Genomic DNA, 17,116 nt, shown 5'->3' with positions numbered 1-17,116 from the left:
ATCCAAGCTCTGGGCCTATCGTGAGCGGTATCAACCAATAAAGAAGATGTAGCTTTGAATGATAATTAGGTTGGTTAAGTCGATAAAGAAAGCGCCTACAATAGGTACGACCATGAAAGCCATTGGTGATGGCCCAAAACGGCTTACTGTTGAGCCCATATTCATCACGGCAGTCGGTGTAGCTCCCATCCCAAAACCGCAATGTCCACTGGCGATAACTGCAGCATCATAGTTCTTTCCCATCACTCGAAACGTCACGAAATACGCAAATAATGCCATTACGATAGTTTGAACCGTGAGAATTATCAGGAACGGTACCGCGAGATTGTATATCTCCCAAAGCTGTAAACTCATCAGGGCCATCGACAAGAAGAAGTTGAGAGAAGTCGTTCCTAATATATGAACCGTTTCCATATTGATACGTTTAATCCCTGTTGCCTCAAATAGATTGGTGATGATGACCCCAATAAAGAGTGCGTAGACAAAGTCAGGGATCATAAGCCACCGAATGCCAAGCGACTTAATCATTGGTCCGAGGGTTTTAGCACCTACGACGCAAATCATAAGCAGACCAATCACTTCAACGATACTTTTAGAGGTGACTTTGTCTTGCTGAGCCTCGTCGTATGTCATAAGTTCTGGGTGTGAGGCGTGAATATCATGCTTTACGCCAAACTCTGAACTTAGCTTGTTCTTGGTTGCTAGTCGGTTCCCAACTGGACCACCGATGATGCCACCAATGATAAGACCAAATGTGGCGGAAGCCATAGCAAGCTCAAGTGTATTCTGAATGCCATATTGCTCGGTAAATGTGCCCGCCCATGCTGCGCCAGTACCATGCCCACCAGAAAGCGTGATTGAACCAGCGATTAATCCCATAAGTGGATTCAAGCCAAGCGCTGATGCTAGCGCTACACCTACACCATTTTGAATAATGATGTAGACCGTTGCGACAAACAGAAACAAAAAGACTTTAAAACCACCTTTAGCAAGCTGTTTGTAACTAGCTGTCAAACCCACTGTGCTGAAAAACAGCATCATAAAGGTATCTTTTAACGGCAGTGAAAATTCAATCGCAATACCATTTAAGTGCGGAATCGTGATTAAGACAGCAGCAATAAGACCGCCTATGATTGGCTCTGGGATATTGTATTTGTCGAGAAAGGCGACTCTTTTTTTAAGAAAGTTACCGACGAACAGGACAACAATCGCGATCAAAAACGACTGTAATGGATCAATGGTAATAGTGTTGTGCATAGTTAACTTCGATTGTCTATACCATCCTTGAGGCTGAGAGTGTAACGACTGCTTTCGTCCTGTAGCGTCGTCTTATAATGTGATTGGGCAAACTATGACGCTAAAAAAGTCGAATCTAATTGTATTCGACTTGGCAACCTTACGAGTAAGCAACGTCTCAAAAGGCAGGTGTTTACTACCAATACTATTGTTGGAAGGGAAGCATAACAGGCGTGATTAGTGCCGAAATAATGAGCTAGTTACCAATCGATAAACAATATATTTAGATAGAAAATTTAATGGCTTATATGCGAAATAATATGGGATTTATAAAAGTTTTATTGGCTGATGCTGAGGCGTGTTACGCCTCAGGCCAGAGAATTGAAGTTAGATTTTTGAAGAGTGTGAGCTATTACTGGCAGTGAAATCATGGCTAGTAAGCTGTTGAAATGGTCGCAGTCCGAATAGTGGCATGATGGCATAGATATGATCGAAAAGATCAGATTGAATGCCTTCATAGAGTCCCCAATCGGTGGTGTTGGTGAAACCGTAGATCTGTAGCGGTATCCCTTCTGGTGTTGGTTGAAGTTGTCTGACCATAATCAACATATACTGATGAATGTCTTTGTTCGCGTGCAAGTAGGCATTCAAATAAGCTCGAAACAGTCCGATGTTGGTGAACTTGCGTTGATTCGCTTCTAGGTCATCTTGCTCCAAGCTCTGATTGTAGTCGTCCATCTCTTTAGACTTCTCAAAAATATACTGTCTCAATAAACGAAGTTTGGTGAGTTCTTCAACTTCTTCTTTGGAAACAAACCGAATCGATGTTACATCTAAATTGACTGAACGAGTAATTCTACGCCCTCCAGAGTCTGACATTCCTTGCCAGTTAATGAAAGCATTTTGCACTAATGCATAGGCAGGTAGCATGCTGACAGTATTATCGAAGTTGCGAACCTTAATGGTAGTGAGCGAGATCTCTTCTACAGTACCGTTCGCGCCATAAGAGTCCATTTGTATCCAGTCATTGAGGCTCACCATTCGGTTAGCTGAAAGCTGAATACCGGCTACAAACCCCAATATAGTGTCTTTGAAGACCAGCATGACAAAACCAGTCGCCACCCCAAGCCCTGAGAACAAGATTACGGGCGCTTCATTGGCCAATATTGAAATAGTAACTATGACGCCAATAAAGAAGGTAAACAGCTTAATCAGTTGGACAAAACTCTTTATAGGCATGCGACGCGTGATGCCTTTGTAAGTTGCCAGATCGTTCACCGCATCTAAGAAGCAATACACCATCCAGAGAATCACAAGCAAAATCAAAATGGCTAAGATTCGATCAATCACTGTCGATAGAATGTCATAGTGACTGATGGCAATGGGTATGAATATGTTTAGTACTAACAGTGGTGTAAGAATAGAGAGTTTTTCGAATACACGATTATTAGTGACGCATTCCGCCAGAGGCTTATTGGTTTTGAGCAGAATATGATTAAAGAAACGCACAAACACATGATGGGCAACCATAAAACATATCAGCGCAATGGCTAAGCTTATAACGATTAACACGAGTGTCATCGTTCCGCCATCGAGCTCGCCTGTCGACATATAGATGTTTAATTTATCTGCAACAAAGTCGCGAAAGTGGTGTTCAATCAAACTAAAGTCCTTGGTTTTTAATATTGTTAGACCGTTTTTGGAGCAATTCTATGTAAAAAGCGTAGACGAAGAAACAAGTGTACGCTTTTGTTTCCAATACAGTTTAAAGAAACTTATGAATATCTGATAAGAAATTTATTACCTTTCTCTTGTTTGCTGACAAGATGGCGCTCATATTGAAAATACAATGAATTAAATCAGAACAATAATGTGCAGGAGTTCCAATGAAAGGTGTCATCTCTATTCAATCGCATGTGGTTTACGGTCACGCAGGCAACAGCTCTGCGGTTTTTCCACTTCAGAGAATGGGTTTTGAAGTTTGGCCAATTCACACCGTGCAGTTTTCAAACCACACTCAGTATCAACAAGGTTGGACAGGGAAAGCATTTTCGGCAGAAGACATTTCAGAGCTTATCGCTGGTATCGACAATATTGGTCAGCTAAAGGACTGCAATGCGGTGTTGTCTGGTTACCAAGGTAGTGCAGAGCAGTGTCTTGCAGTTAAGGATGCCGTCACTAAAGTGAAGCAGCGAAACCCGGATGCTATTTATGTCTGTGACCCAGTGATGGGTGACCCGGAGAAAGGTTGTATTGTCCCTCAAGGAACCACCGAGTATTTAGTTAATGACGTTATGCCAATGGCAGACGTTATCGTTCCTAATCAGTTTGAACTCAGCCAGTTCACCCAGATGGATATTGAATCATTAGAAGATGCCGTAGCGGCGTGCCAGAAAGCACTGACATTGGGACCTAAGATGGTACTGGTGAAGCACCTACATAGTATTTCTAACGATAAATTTACCATGATGTTGGCAACGCAAGAAGGCTGCTTTATTGCTCAACGTCCACATCTGACATTTACAAAACAACCGGTTGGTGTTGGTGATTTGATCTCGGCGTTATTCACAGCTGGATTATTAAAGGGCTGGACGGCCGAGCAAGCTTTTGCTCACGCGAATAATGCCAGCTATGCCATTTTAAAAGAGACGCAAAACCGTCAAGAATGGGAACTACAAACTATTGCAGCTCAGGAAGAGATCGTGGCGCCTGAAGAGCAGTTTACGATTGTTCAGGTTAAATAACGACTGACGTGATATTTATACAATGAAAAAACGGGAAACCTTTAGGTTTCCCGTTTTGCTTACCGAATTACATTACGCATTCTTTGGCGGAGTGAATGCCATTAATCCCGGTACTTTGCCAGTGTACTTCTCGATACGGACTAATGAAGAGTTCGCTGCACATCCGTTAGCAAGACGTGAAGTTGGAATATCGCTAGTCAGCACGTTCGCACCACCATTTCGGCACATGCCAGTTTCAGGATCAAGGTCAGGCCAGCCACCCTCATGGATACAAACAGAACCTTGTTTGATGCCATCGGTAACCAGCGCTCCAACTAGTACTTGGCCACGGTCATTATATGCACGAACCAGGTCGCCAGACTTGATACCATACTTCTTCGCATCTTCAGTGTTAATTGAAATCGGCTCGCGGTTAGCGATTGCATACTCTTCACGAAGCTTAGCGTAGTTAAATTGACTGTGTAGGCGGTGAGCAGCGTGCGCTGTCATTAGCTGTAGCTCGCCACCTTTAGCTGAGCCGAAGAACTCGGTTGGCTCCATCCAAGTAGGGTGCGCTGGACAATCTTCGTAGCCATAGCCTTCAATGGTTTTCGAATAGATCTCAATTTTGCCACTTGGCGTGCCAAGCGGGTTCATCACTGGATCTTTTCTAAAGTCAGCGTGGCGAACAAATCCAGCCGCTTTCTTATTGAACTTCATTTCGATCAGTTCATTAGTATCCCAGAACTTACCAAAGTTAGGCATACGAACGCGTGCAGCACGACCGCCTTTTTGAGCCGCTTCATAGAAACCTTTTAGCCAATCCATTTCAGATTTGCCTTCGGTGTAGACATCGCGACCACCTGCTTTGATAAGCTCAGACATATCAGCAAACACGTCGAAGTCATTACGTGCTTCACCTTGAGGCTCAACGACTTTTTTCATCGGTACGAGATGCTGGTTACTGTAGTCACCCGTCATCGTCATATCATTACGTTCGAATGAGGTGGTGATAGGCAGTACGATGTCAGCGTGTTTAGCTGCTGCGGTCCAGTAGATCTCTGAGATAACAATGAGCTCAGGTTTTTGCCACGCTTTGATCAAACGGTTGGTATCTTGGTGGTGGGTAAAGTTTGCACCGCCAGCCCACCAGATCATCTTAATGTCCGGGAAGGTTTTTTCATGACCGTTGTGTTGGTACGCTTTTCCAGGGTTTTCTAAGGCTTCAACAATTCGAGCAACTGGGAATGAATTGACTGCGCCTGAAATGGCCCAGTCATTACCCGCAGACGAACCACCGCCAATAGACGCAGAAATTGCAGGCAGAACGCCAGCGTCTCGTGTTGGGTTACCACCGTTTGAGTAATGGTAAGAGAAACCAAAGCCACCGCCAGGGAGACCAATTTGACCTAACATTGCCGCCAATGTAGCAATCATCCAGTGACGCTGCTCGCCAAATTGTTGACGCTGAATACCCCAACCAGCCATAAGCATGGTGCGATTGTCGCTGAAGATGTCAGCAAGCAACTCAATTTGTTTAGCTGGAACACCTGTGATATCCGCTGCCCACTCTGAAGTTTTCTCTACACCGTCTTCTTTGCCTAACAAGTAAGCTTCGAATTGGTCATAACCAGTGGTGTACTTATCTAGGAAGGCTTTATCGTGCTTACCTTTCTTAACCAAGGTGTGTGCGATACCCATGAGCATAGCAACGTCTGTCATTGGGCGAGGCGCGATCCATTGGACTTTGTCTTCAAAGAAATCAATGGTTTCAGAGCGCATTGGGTCGATAGCGATAATGGTTTTGCCAGACTTCTTAAGCTGGTGGAAGAACTCCAAACCAGAGCAGTCCGTTGAACTCCAAGCGATCTTAAGGGTGTTTAGTGGGTTCATACCCCAAAGCACAACGACGTCACTGTTTTCTAGCACCATTGGGTGTGTAGTTTGCTGCTCATACACCTCAATCGAGCCCATAACGTGAGGCATGATAACTTGCGCGGCACCAGTAGAGTAATCACCTAGGTGACCTGAGTAGCCACCTGCCAAACTCATATAACGTTGTAGTAGAGTTTGCGCTTTGTGAAGCACACCAGATGAACGCCAACCGTACGAACCAGCAAATACCGATTCTGCGCCATTAGCTTTACGGATTCGCATATGCTGCTCGTGAATCAGCTTGTAGGCATCGTCCCATGACACGCGAACATACTCGTCTTTGCCACGTTCGCCTGCTGGTGCTTCAGGGTTATCCAGATACCCTTTGCGCACCATTGGATATTTGATACGAGCTTTAGTGTATACCTGATCTGGACCTGTAGTTTGCAAGCTATTTGGTACCGTTTGAGCAAGCGCATTCTTAGTGGAAATCAGCTTTCCATCAACCACTTCACAAAGCATCGGTCCCATGCGGCCTGCGGTTAGAACACCTGAGCCTCGTTTTGATGCTGCTGAAACGGATAGGGGAGTCAAGGAAGTAAAAGCGAGCGCACCTGCTGCCATACTTGAACCTTTGAGGAATCCACGACGTGTAATATCTGTCATAACGCTTTCCTTATTTTTAGTGACCAGCCACGTCTTTTGCGTGGTTTTGGAAGAACTTAGTGAGAATTTCTAAATCAAGAGCTGAGATATCGGTGCGATCACCCATACCTTTTGCAACCGGTCCCCATGCATTGACCGTAAAGTGGTTCGCTGGGATTTTTGCGTGGCAAGTCGAGCAGTAAACATTGTCTAGCTCTTCGGCATAGCCCCACAATGCATCCGGACTGCCTAATACTGGTTCAGTAATGTCGGTGGTGAGGGTGGCAGTGCGCCATTCATTTCCATACTCGTCTGCTTCGAACTCGCCAACGTTCAGTGCTTGTTGACCCGCGTCTGAAAGTGTTGCGATGATGTTTCGCTGCCCTTTGCCCATATATAGGACTTGTTCTGCCCCTTTCATTTGGTAGCCTGACAGCGCCACTGTGCGAGTAGTGTCAGTGTGTTTAACCACGGACATTTCTACAGCAGGATTGATGGTGCCGAGTTCTTGCAGAGCTATAGGCCCTACGGAGTAAACCGTCGTTGCATCTGCTGGTGTGTTATCCGTTTGCGCAACGACACGGTTATAAGCTTCAGTATCAAGCTCCGGTTCAGGCGCGAAGTGAGCGACGCCCTTGTGGCAGTCAATACATGTTTGATTGTTAGCAATACCGTACTCGTGCATTTTTGCGGCATCTTCAGATTGCTCGTAGGTATCCATTGCATCAAATGAGTGACATGAGCGACAGGTGGCGGAGTCATTCGCACGCAATTGCGCCCAAACAGTTTCTGCCATCTCCATACGATGTGCTTCATATTTGTCTTCATCATCAATTTTGCCGGTTACAAACTCGTGATAGATATCTTTTGAAGCACGGATTTTAGTGATGACGTAATCGAGTGGGTCACTTGGTATATGGCAGTCTGCACATTCTGCGCGAATACCTTTTGCGTTCGTAAAGTGGATGGAGCCTTGATATTCCTCATAAGGGATCTGCATCGTATGGCAGGAAAGACAAAATTCGGTGCTGGATGTTTTGTGCATAATTGCAGCAGTGCCGCCAAAACTCAGCCAACCAATTAATATTCCCACACAGGTAATGAGCAAAATATATCGTTTTTTTAAATTCATAAGTATTTATTAATAAATGTGTCATTTCGTGATTATTTATAACGCTACTCCTTTAGTAGTATGTTTGGTTTTGATTTGAATCATAGATAAGCGCACTAATCTTGTGGGTTTTTATAACTGTGCTAAAGCTCACTTTTCTCTGTCGGAATTAGAGTACAAAAAAAGGACACCATATGGTGTCCTTGAGAATATGTACCTAGTTTCTAATACAAATATCTATTTAGTGATCAAGATACAGATAATTCTGCCAGCTTTTCATTCGTATCAAAACCTTACGCATAATAGAAACATGAGTGAAACTATCTGAATAAATAGCAATTTCTGCGTTAGAACCTGTCGGCAGGACATATTGACTCATGTCATCTTCGATCACCAATTTCACCATAGCACGTCCCATGGTGTTGAAACTCTGAGTGGTTCTAAGTGTGCCGCTAGCGCTAATTTGTCCTTCGGGAATTGTAGGAAGGACTTCGACGACTTTACCTTTGAACACCTTGCCCGGTAGTGCTCTAAATAAGAACTCAGCTTCGAAGCCGGGCTGAAGTCGCTGCAAAGAGTTTTGACGAAATGCACCAATGTAGAAATTTTCTTCGGTATGGACAAATGTCATCAAAGGAGCGAGTGGAAGCGGAACAGCCATCATGCCAGGGCGAAGAGCCAACTGTGTTACAAAGCCATCTGTTGGGGCACGAACCACAGTTTCTTGAAGGTTGAATTCAGCTTGTATCAATTGGGCTTTAAGCTGAGCAACGGTAGTGTTTTCACCGTAAATTTGCGACTCAAACGCTAAACGTGCACTTTCTTCCTTCGCCTGAGCGGCTTCCAAAGCGGCTTGATTTGCTTTGAAGGTTTGCAAGCGAGTATCGACTTGTTGCGCCGTAAAAGCGCCTTTTTTAAAGCCTTTTTGGTAACGAGCATATTCTCGTTCAGCTTTATCGCGCTCGGCTAGAGCTTTGATTGTGTCAGATTGGGCCGCTTTGTACGCGCTTTCTAGTTGAAGTACATCTTGCTCCGCGTCTGCAAGCGCGGCTTTTGCACGAATCACTTCCGCTTCAAATGGAATTGGATCAATACGGAACAACACATCGCCTTTCTCAAGCTGTTGGTTCGCTTCGACATCGACTTCAATGACTTTACCACGCACGCTAGAAACAATGGGAGTAGTACTGTAAAACTGTCCACCGATTTGACTAAATGGATGGTTATAGTTCATCAAAAGAATAAGAGTACCGATTAGTACCACGCCACCGAGCACTGCAGTAGGCACTGTCCATTTGTTCAAAGGAATCTTAAAGATCTTAAAAATGGCAATACATAGCGCTGCATAAGTGAGTATAAGTAATAAATCCATGGATTACTTCTCCTCTGCTTGTTTTTGAACGGCAGCGTTAGATTGCTTGCCTTTAAGATAAGTGACTTCTTGCTCAAGTTCGGAAACTTGATCGATAAGACGTTCGAGTCGGTGATGAAGATCGTGTTGCTCTTCTTCTAATTTATGAAAACCCCAACCGCGTTCACTACGCCATAAGGTTGCCCAAATCCAAAGAAATGGCCATATTGCGTGAAGCGTAAATAAGCTTACCCAACCAGCGACATGTATGGCATCCTGATGAGGATGGTCACGCTCTTTTGCTATTTCATAAGGAATGTCGTGAATGACGATAATTCCATAAAAAATAACCAGAGCAACGAAGACAAGAAGGCCTAGAGCAAAATAATCAAGAAACATAATGCATCCTTGCTAACAAGTAATGAAGAGAACAATGTGTTCATTCGGTAAGTTAAGTATCTGTTATATTTATGTATTAAACAACACTGTGCGGTAATTAAAAGGATAGAAAGTGGGATTTATTGGAGAAGCAGCTGCGGTAGGCGCTGCGATGGTTTGGGCGATTGCAACATGGATTTACAGCCAGTTTTCACATCACTTTACTGCGTTACAACTTAATATCATTAAAGGATCAATCGCGTCGTTGATGATGTTGATTGTTCTGCCATTTACTCCAATGCCAGAGGTTGCGATAGAACCTAAGTATTTATGGGTTTTAGGTATCTCTGGTGTTATTGGTATAGCCATTGGTGACAGTGCCTACTTTGCGGCGTTAAAAAGAATCGGTGCTAATAAAACTCTGTTGCTGGAATCTTTGGCACCGCCTTTGTCAGGAGTTCTCGCGCTTATATTTCTTGGTGCAGCACTGCAATTGCAAAGCTGGTTAGGCGTTATCATTACTACCATTGCGGTGACAGCAGTTGTATTCCAACCGAATGAAAGTGACGGGTCGGCTCTCAATCTTCACGGTGTTGGGTATGGGCTCGTCGCTAGCGTTTGTCAGGCTTCTGGGGTGGTGATTTCCCACTTTGCTTTGGTGCAAGGGGATCTCCCTCCGTTGCTAGGTGCACTCATTCGGTTAGTCATTGGTGTCATGGCGGTTGCCGCCATCATTCCATTTGTCGAGAAAAAGCCATTTTCGACGATTCTTACTCAAAGCCGAGATATGTCGAAAAAGAATTGGACCTGGTTGCTTGCCGCGATATTTGTAGGAACATTCTTAGCATTGTGGCTACAGCAGGTAGCCTTAAAGCACGCCAACCCTGCGATTGCCCAAACACTGATTGCAACCAGCCCGTTGTTTATCCTAATCATTTACGCGATTCGTGGGGAGCGCGTGACTAAACGAAGTGTACTTGGGACATTATGTGCATTGGGAGGAATTTCCCTGTTTTTCTTGTAATCAAATGCAGGAAGAAACAGAAAATAATATCGAAATGCCTACTAACTAAGTAGGCATTTTAGTGTCATAGGCGAGTCGGTAACCCCTAAACGTTGCGCCGCAGTTTGGCCAGATTTGTCTTGGTAACAAAGGTTGTGCCACGCTCTGAAGATATCCAATAGCGGATGAATTCCGGCAGGTCTTAGTTTTCTTCTTGGTTCGTTGATAAAGCTTTCGAACAGCAATTGGAATCGGTCTTGGTAAAAATCTATCTGCTTGGTCGAAGCCGATTTCAACCAATAAGGAACATTTGGATTACTCCCGGCTAGATAACATATTCCTTTACTCGCACCGGAAGGTTGTTGAGTCACTGCCCAGCGGTCGCGCCACCATCCCATCAGTACAACGTCGATCATCTCTGATGGTTCAGAATCAGCCCAATTTTCATCTTGCTCAACATACATAAGATCGACAGTGCCAGCTTGAATACGAGGCAAGCAAACCGTAAGAGCGGCAGAGCGCAATACCGGATCTTGCGGCATATAAATCGAAACCCGTTTGCTATCGGTTAACGACTGTAAAATATGCAAATAATGCGCATAAGAGGTATAGGGTGCGCGTATCAGCGCTCCGACGGCTGGATAATTAAACGCTGCAAAATTACCGAGAGGATCTTCGACATTGCTACGCGCCAGAATGTTCTGATACTTGACATCGATACGACTTTTTAAGTTATCGGTAGGCATATTTACTTCGCTATTGTTTTCTGCACTGTAGTCGGATGGGACAATCTGGCAATCCACTTGAAAGGCATTGTGATCGGTAAAGCTAGTTGGCTTGGCATCAACAGAATAATTGGTATGCTGACACAATACGTAACCCGAGTTAGCGTCACAGGTTGCGAACCAGAACACGCCATTGTTACTAAGTGGCTGAAGCGTCCGATAGTTGGATGTTAGTTGGTATTCATCAGCATGATTAATCCATCTCGCATCAATATCAGCAAGCTTGCGTCGGCAACGACTGGCGATTTGATCAATATGATCATAGAAAGTCTTCGGGTTGATTTCGAGCTTTCGACAGATTTCTCTTACCGAGTAGCCAGTGAACAATAAACCTAAGAGTGTCTCTTGAAAGGAGAGCTTTTTGTTGGTTCCAGACCAACGATCGACGAAAGTACCCTGACAGGATTTACAGCGGTACCGCTGACGATCACCGCTAAAGCCAAAAGCGTGGTAACGATCTTTATGAGTATGAACGGACAGGCCATAATTTTCACATTGAGCGTCCTTACAAGAGGGAAGGCCGTCATGGTGATGTTGGCTTAAGCGGTCAAGTTCGTTAAGAACTTCTTGGTTATTAAGTAGGGGGGGAAACGCGCCACACTCTCGGCATACCATCGCTGGCCGTTTAGGATTACTGTGCTGCAGGATATAGAGGTTTGCATCACTTCGTCCAAAATTGTCACACGCCAATGTTTTACAAAAATTGAGCTGTAATCCATTTGCGGCTAACGGCAGTCTGCCTTCTGACACGTTCACCCCCTATGGTTCGGTCGATTCCTTGGCAAAGAAAAGCCAGCTCATTCAGGCATTGAGCTGGCTTTGTTCTTTAAATGTTGATTGCAGTCTCTAGCGCTACAATCATCATGTCATTAAATGATTTTTGACGGTCTTCTGAGCTTAGTTTCTCACCACGGATAATGTGGTCTGACACCGTTAGTACGGTCAGTGCCTTAGCACCTAGGTCAGCAGCTACACCGTAAATACCTGCCGCTTCCATATCTACACCAAGAATGCCCAGATGTTTCATTTTATCGAAAATGTCTGCTTCTGGAGTGTAGAAAAGATCCGCAGAAAAAATGTTACCCACTTTTACTGGTACTTCTTGCAAGCGCGCTTGTTTTACCGCTTCTTCAAGTAGGCCGTAGTCTGCAATAGCAGCAAAGTCATGATCGTTAAAACGGATACGGTTCACTTTTGAATCCGTTGATGCACCCATACCGATGACCACGTCCATAAGGTTAACGTCGTCGCGTACAGCACCACAGCTACCAACGCGGATAACATTTTTTACGCCGTAATCTTTGATTAGCTCGTGAACGTAGATGCAGCATGATGGGATACCCATACCGTGGCCCATAACAGACACTTTTTTGCCTTTGTAAGTACCTGTGAAGCCAAACATGTTGCGAACGTCACACACTTTGACAACGTCTTCAAGGAAAGTTTCCGCGATATATTGCGCGCGAAGTGGGTCACCTGGCATTAGTACAGTTTCCGCGAAATCACCTGGATTAGCATTAATGTGTGGGGTAGCCATTGTATCACTCCTAAAGTTTTAACTAATTCTGTTGAACGTGTTGTTCGTCGTTGATGGGGAGTTTATACCGATATATTGGTGTTCTATGAGATTTTAATCACATTTCTGTCGGTAATTATATAAAAGGCAACTAATGATAACTAAATATGTTGAAAGTGGTTAGGCAATCGATTTTTTCTGCAAAAATCACTCTATAAGAAAATTTTTCGTGGAGAAGTGAACCAAATTGCGGTTCGATACATACAATTGTACAAGATAAAATTTTGTATCACTTATTGGCCAATAACATGCGATGCCAATAGATGAACGTAGCGAGGGGTTTAACATGGAAGACGCAATTGTAGTGGGCATCAGTTCCTGTTTATTAGGTGAGAAAGTCCGTTTTGATTCAGGCCATAAGCAAAGTAGTTACGTTAATAAAGAGTTAGCGGACTACTTTGAATTTGTGTCTGTTTGCCCAGAGGTCGGCATGGGACTCCCTGTGCCCAGACCAACTATACGTTTGATGACGAATGAAGAACGCATCGCGTTGGTGGATACAAAAGACAGTACACGTGACCATACTGAGGGCATGATGCACTTCTCCCGAGAGAAGGTTGCCGAACTTAAAGACACGGAAATGTGTGGCTATATTGTCTGTGCTAAATCTCCAAGTTGCGGGATGGAGCGAGTTAAAGTCTACAGCAAAGGACACGCATCTACAGATGGAGTGGGGTTGTATACTAAGCACCTCATGGATCAGATGCCGTGGCTACCTGTAGAAGAAGATGGACGATTGAATGACCCGGTTCTGAAAGAGAACTTCATTTCACGTATTTACAGTTTGAAAGACTTCTATCGCTCAATGGAAGGTAAGCCGACACCTGGGAAGATTGTCGCCTTTCATTCTCGCTATAAATTGACACTAATGGCGCATGATCCAAGTGCTTACAAATCGCTTGGCCGCCTTGTTGCTAACCAAAGTGACTACGCTCCAGATGACTTTTACACCGAGTATCGTAATGGCTTGATGAATGCGTTAAAAAATCGAGCAAGCAGAAAGAATGTCACTAACGTCTTAATGCATATCCAGGGGTATTTTAAGCGGGCATTAAACAAAGATGAAAAAGCAGAACTAGCCAAAGTTATCGATGACTACCGTGTTGGATTGTTACCTATTTTAGCGCCGCTAACCTTGTTAAAGCATTATTTGAGTGCTTACCCAGATGATTACTTGGCGAGCCAAATTTTCCTTCAACCACACCCAGAAGAGATGCGTTTAAGATATGGATTGTAATGAAAAACGGTACGCCATTAGAGAAATAGCAGATTTGACCGGTATTAAACCTGTGACATTACGAGCATGGCAGCGTCGTTACAATTTGGTTCAACCGCTTCGCACTGAAAAGGGTCACAGGCTATATACTGCGGATGATCTCGAAAAGATAAAAACGATTCAGAGTTGGCTCAACAAGGGCGTCTCTATCGGTAAGGTAAAGTCTTTATTGGAATCTGAAGTGGTTTCGAGTGCTGTCGAAGACGCTAATCAATTGGAAGAAGTGTCAGAGACGTTGAATAGTTTAGCGGATTTAGATGGTGGAAAAACCGATAGGTTGATAGCAATGGTACTCAAGGAGTACCCTCTGACTATTGTGGAATCTAAGTTCGTTATTCCTATATTGGGAGCTATCCAGTTTTTGAAGCTTGGACCTCGCTCTTTACAGCTTGCGTTGTTCAAAACGATGTTTATTAAGCATCTGACTTTGATGGTCAACTCTGAGAGTAAACGTGGCCACCGGTTGGATAAATTAATGGTGAATTTGGATGAAGCGGGAAACATCTACGCGTGGCTTTACTACGCTCAGTTGATAGAACAGGGTGAGAGCGTGGTTTTTTTAGATGGGGTAGAGGAGATGAGTACGCTGTTCACCGATGTGACTCCGTATCAAACTATCTATTTATTTGCACAAAAGTCATTGCCAGAGAAACAGCTTGATACCATTGTTGAGGCGCAGCAAATGGAAGGTAATAATATTCGAGTTTCCCCCCTCATTGCTCATTTGATGGACGTACGCAAAGGGGCTGTTTCATGAGGTTAGTCCTATTCAATCGAGATCTACGCGTCACAGATAACACGGCGTTAATCGAAGCAATAGATGGCGAATCCCCTGTCATAGCTGCATTTGTCGCTACCCCAGAACAGTGGAAAAGTCATTCGCTTTCGCCCATTCAAGCTGATTTAATTTGGCGACGCCTCACTGTTTTGGACAGTGAGCTAAAACAACTCAATGTGCCTCTTATCTACCATGAAGCTCAAGATTATGCTGCTGCGAATACATGGGTGGCTGACATTTGTGACCAATTTGCTGTTCAAGAGGTATTTTTGAACTGCGATTATGAGACTAATGAAGCCATACGAGTCAAGGGACTGTCTGAGATCGCTGGTACAAAATGGAGTATTAGGGCGTTTGATGACAAGTGTATTTTAAAACCCGGGTCAGTACTCAATCAAAAGGGAGAGTACTTTAAGGTATTTACGCCTTTTAAAAAGGCGTGGTTAAAAATCGTTGGTGAAGTGATCGTGCGCAAACCACTGGTATCAGCATCAGTGACTTTGCCTGCCAACCTCTTGTTCGACTCCAGTTCCTCATTTTCGTATCCAACAAGAAATAGCTCAGAATGGCCTGTAGGTAGCCACGAGATCATCCAGCGGCTGCGAGACTTCTCTGCTGATAAAGCTAGCTTCTACCAAGCCGAGCGGGACTTCCCTGCTTTAGACAGTACAAGTATGTTAAGCCCATATCTCGCCATTGGGGCGATATCGGCTCGCCAATGTGTTGCTAGGCTTAAGTATGATGCAGCCAACACTTCGTTATCAACTGGTGCCGAGACATGGTTGAGTGAACTGATCTGGCGAGAATTTTACCAACACCTTATCTATTTCGAACCCAAGCTTTGTAAACATCACGGATACTTATCATGGGAGAAACACCTGAAGTGGACAGGAAAGCTTGATCATTTTAAGCAATGGTGCGAGGGAAAAACAGGTTATCCAATCGTTGATGCCGCTATGCGTCAGCTTAATACCAAAGGGTGGATGCACAATCGATTGAGAATGGTAGTAGCCAGTTTCTTAACTAAAGATTTGCATTTAGATTGGAGGTTGGGGGAGCAGTACTTTATGACACAACTCATAGACGGTGACTTTGCTGCCAACAATGGTGGATGGCAATGGTGCGCATCTACGGGTTGTGATGGGCAACCCTATTTTCGTATTTTTAACCCAATAAGTCAGGGAGAAAAATTCGATGCCAATGGCGAGTTTATAAGAACGTGGATTCCTGAGCTTAACTCGGTCCCTAACAAATTTATCCACAAGCCCTGGCTTTGGAATGAGTTCGAGAATGTCGATTATCCGAAACCGATAGTTGATCATAAGATACAAAGAGATATAACCTTAGCTTTGTATAAAGATGCAAAGGACCAACATTGATGTTACGTAAAACCCTTTTAGCCGCCTGTTTGGGCTTTTCACACTGGTTGAGTGCCGCCACCTACAACCTTCCGACTGACGGGAGTAATATGGTGGGAACGTTGCAGTATCACAGTGTGGTGGCTGGAGAAACCATGTCTGATATTGCTAAGCAGTATGATGTTGGCTTTCTTTCTCTAATGGCAGCAAACAAGGGTGTGGATCCTTTCTTACCCAAAGAAGGCTACGTTCTGACCATTCCCAGTCAGGCTATTTTACCGCATGTCGATTATAAAGGCATCGTGATCAATTTGGCTGAGCTGAGGTTGTACTATTTTGAACCTGACAAAAGCCTGGTTCACATCTTTCCAGTAGGTATTGGCCGAATTGGTCAAGATACACCGGAAATGACAACGAAAATCAGTCAATTGAGAGAGGCTCCAACTTGGACGCCGCCTACTTCAATTCGTAAAGAGTATTTAGCCAAAGGTGTCGAACTACCTAAAGTCGTTCCCGCTGGTCCGGAGAACCCACTCGGAGACTATGCGATGAGACTCGCGTACGGGACAGGTTCTTACTTGATTCATGGTACTAACAAAGACTTCGGTATTGGTCTGAGGGTAAGCGCTGGTTGTATTCGAATGGACCCAAAAGACATTGATTGGTTGTTCCACCAAGCGAAAGTAGGTATGCAAGTAAGAATCATTGATGAGCCGATCAAGATCGCATTAGAGCCAGACAGAAGTGTGTTTATTGAGGCACATGAACCTTTGACCCGCAGTGATGGGACTAAAAAGGAAATGGACATCCCTCAAGAGTTGACTTGGTGGCTTGACGAGTACGGTATTAATGACCGAATTGCCCGCGCGGCGGTGTTAGCACAAAATGGTGTGCCGATTGAAGTTGTACCGGCTATGGATGACTTAGAATAACAGGTCGATTTACAGATATAAAAAAACACCCGCATCAAGCGGGTGTTTTTCTTAGTATTCTTTTTACTTACTTAGTGTAATACATAGCC

The 17,116-nt window shown here is 44.2% G+C and carries 14 protein-coding genes; 6 read left to right on the top strand and 8 right to left on the bottom strand.

Annotated elements, in window-relative coordinates; all coding sequences use genetic code 11:
* Window positions 1–30 precede the first annotated feature (30 nt).
* Entirely contained in the window at window positions 31–1,257 is a 1,227-nt protein-coding gene (gltS, locus tag MMA19_RS05195) for a sodium/glutamate symporter (protein WP_006069332.1), read from the bottom strand.
* Between the two features lie 366 nt (window positions 1,258–1,623).
* Window positions 1,624–2,898, bottom strand: coding sequence for a mechanosensitive ion channel family protein (locus MMA19_RS05190; RefSeq protein ID WP_006069331.1), 1,275 nt, complete (start codon window positions 2,896–2,898; stop codon window positions 1,624–1,626).
* Between the two features lie 224 nt (window positions 2,899–3,122).
* Here MMA19_RS05190 and pdxY point away from each other — a divergent pair, with 224 nt between their 5' ends.
* Window positions 3,123–3,980, top strand: a complete 858-nt coding sequence (gene pdxY, locus MMA19_RS05185; RefSeq protein ID WP_006069330.1) for a pyridoxal kinase PdxY — start codon at window positions 3,123–3,125, stop codon at window positions 3,978–3,980.
* 72 nt (window positions 3,981–4,052) lie between these two features.
* Here the strand turns inward: pdxY and MMA19_RS05180 are convergent, their stop codons facing one another.
* The 4 genes from MMA19_RS05180 to MMA19_RS05165 all read right to left on the bottom strand — a co-directional run bounded on the left by MMA19_RS05180 (window position 4,053) and on the right by MMA19_RS05165 (window position 9,340).
* A complete protein-coding gene (locus MMA19_RS05180; RefSeq protein ID WP_240205684.1) occupies window positions 4,053–6,500 on the bottom strand; it encodes a molybdopterin guanine dinucleotide-containing S/N-oxide reductase in 2,448 nt (815 codons plus the stop codon).
* 16 nt (window positions 6,501–6,516) lie between these two features.
* Complete coding sequence (locus MMA19_RS05175) at window positions 6,517–7,611, bottom strand: NapC/NirT family cytochrome c (RefSeq protein ID WP_240205683.1); 1,095 nt, start codon at window positions 7,609–7,611, stop codon at window positions 6,517–6,519.
* A 220-nt stretch (window positions 7,612–7,831) separates the two neighbouring features.
* A complete protein-coding gene (locus MMA19_RS05170) occupies window positions 7,832–8,962 on the bottom strand; it encodes an HlyD family secretion protein (RefSeq protein ID WP_006069327.1) in 1,131 nt (376 codons plus the stop codon).
* 3 nt (window positions 8,963–8,965) lie between these two features.
* Window positions 8,966–9,340 carry a DUF3302 domain-containing protein gene (locus MMA19_RS05165; RefSeq protein ID WP_240205682.1) on the bottom strand — a complete coding sequence of 125 codons (375 nt, stop codon included), beginning with the start codon at window positions 9,338–9,340 and terminating at the stop codon, window positions 8,966–8,968.
* 112 nt (window positions 9,341–9,452) lie between these two features.
* Between MMA19_RS05165 and MMA19_RS05160 the strand changes: the two genes are divergently transcribed.
* Window positions 9,453–10,343, top strand: coding sequence for a DMT family transporter (locus MMA19_RS05160; RefSeq protein WP_038226127.1), 891 nt, complete (start codon window positions 9,453–9,455; stop codon window positions 10,341–10,343).
* A gap of 41 nt (window positions 10,344–10,384) precedes the next feature.
* On the opposite strand, the gene MMA19_RS05155 is transcribed toward MMA19_RS05160, so the two are convergent.
* Both MMA19_RS05155 and deoD read right to left on the bottom strand, forming a co-directional pair.
* Complete coding sequence (locus tag MMA19_RS05155) at window positions 10,385–11,857, bottom strand: lactate dehydrogenase (RefSeq protein WP_240205681.1); 1,473 nt, start codon at window positions 11,855–11,857, stop codon at window positions 10,385–10,387.
* Window positions 11,858–11,933: 76 nt separating this feature from the next.
* The gene (gene deoD, locus MMA19_RS05150; RefSeq protein ID WP_240205680.1) at window positions 11,934–12,644 is read right to left on the bottom strand and encodes a purine-nucleoside phosphorylase; all 711 of its coding nucleotides are present in this window, start codon (window positions 12,642–12,644) and stop codon (window positions 11,934–11,936) included.
* Window positions 12,645–12,969: 325 nt separating this feature from the next.
* Between deoD and MMA19_RS05145 the strand changes: the two genes are divergently transcribed.
* Genes MMA19_RS05145 through MMA19_RS05130 form a run of 4 tightly spaced genes read left to right on the top strand, consistent with a single transcriptional unit; the run spans window position 12,970 to window position 17,027 of the window.
* A complete protein-coding gene (locus MMA19_RS05145; RefSeq protein WP_240205679.1) occupies window positions 12,970–13,920 on the top strand; it encodes a DUF523 and DUF1722 domain-containing protein in 951 nt (316 codons plus the stop codon).
* Window positions 13,910–14,716 (top strand): MerR family transcriptional regulator, encoded by an 807-nt coding sequence (locus tag MMA19_RS05140; protein WP_240205678.1) that lies wholly within the window; start codon window positions 13,910–13,912, stop codon window positions 14,714–14,716. Before MMA19_RS05145 ends, MMA19_RS05140 begins: the two co-directional genes overlap by 11 nt.
* A complete protein-coding gene (phrB, locus tag MMA19_RS05135) occupies window positions 14,713–16,116 on the top strand; it encodes a deoxyribodipyrimidine photo-lyase (RefSeq protein ID WP_240205677.1) in 1,404 nt (467 codons plus the stop codon). Before MMA19_RS05140 ends, phrB begins: the two co-directional genes overlap by 4 nt.
* On the top strand, window positions 16,116–17,027 hold the full coding sequence (locus MMA19_RS05130) for a L,D-transpeptidase family protein (protein WP_240205676.1): 912 nt from the start codon (window positions 16,116–16,118) through the stop codon (window positions 17,025–17,027). Before phrB ends, MMA19_RS05130 begins: the two co-directional genes overlap by 1 nt.
* The last annotated feature ends 89 nt before the right edge of the window (window positions 17,028–17,116 follow it).

Origin of the sequence: Vibrio sp. CyArs1, assembly GCF_022432925.1 — a bacterium.
Taxonomy (GTDB): Bacteria; Pseudomonadota; Gammaproteobacteria; order Enterobacterales; family Vibrionaceae; genus Vibrio; species Vibrio mediterranei.
Note: the sequence above shows the minus strand (reverse complement) of the source record. Positions and strands in the feature narration are given on the sequence as shown.

Bases quoted from the DNA above. Each gene is read 5' to 3' on its own strand.
- gltS (WP_006069332.1), bottom strand. From the start codon at position 1,257: ATGCACAACACTATTACCATTGATCCATTACAGTCGTTTTTGATCGCG.
- pdxY (WP_006069330.1), top strand. From the start codon at position 3,123: ATGAAAGGTGTCATCTCTATTCAATCGCATGTGGTTTACGGTCACGCA.
- MMA19_RS05180 (WP_240205684.1), bottom strand. From the start codon at position 6,500: ATGACAGATATTACACGTCGTGGATTCCTCAAAGGTTCAAGTATGGCA.
- MMA19_RS05175 (WP_240205683.1), bottom strand. From the start codon at position 7,611: ATGAATTTAAAAAAACGATATATTTTGCTCATTACCTGTGTGGGAATA.
- MMA19_RS05170 (WP_006069327.1), bottom strand. From the start codon at position 8,962: ATGGATTTATTACTTATACTCACTTATGCAGCGCTATGTATTGCCATT.
- MMA19_RS05165 (WP_240205682.1), bottom strand. From the start codon at position 9,340: ATGTTTCTTGATTATTTTGCTCTAGGCCTTCTTGTCTTCGTTGCTCTG.
- deoD (WP_240205680.1), bottom strand. From the start codon at position 12,644: ATGGCTACCCCACACATTAATGCTAATCCAGGTGATTTCGCGGAAACT.
- MMA19_RS05145 (WP_240205679.1), top strand. From the start codon at position 12,970: ATGGAAGACGCAATTGTAGTGGGCATCAGTTCCTGTTTATTAGGTGAG.
- MMA19_RS05140 (WP_240205678.1), top strand. From the start codon at position 13,910: ATGGATTGTAATGAAAAACGGTACGCCATTAGAGAAATAGCAGATTTG.
- phrB (WP_240205677.1), top strand. From the start codon at position 14,713: ATGAGGTTAGTCCTATTCAATCGAGATCTACGCGTCACAGATAACACG.
- MMA19_RS05130 (WP_240205676.1), top strand. From the start codon at position 16,116: ATGTTACGTAAAACCCTTTTAGCCGCCTGTTTGGGCTTTTCACACTGG.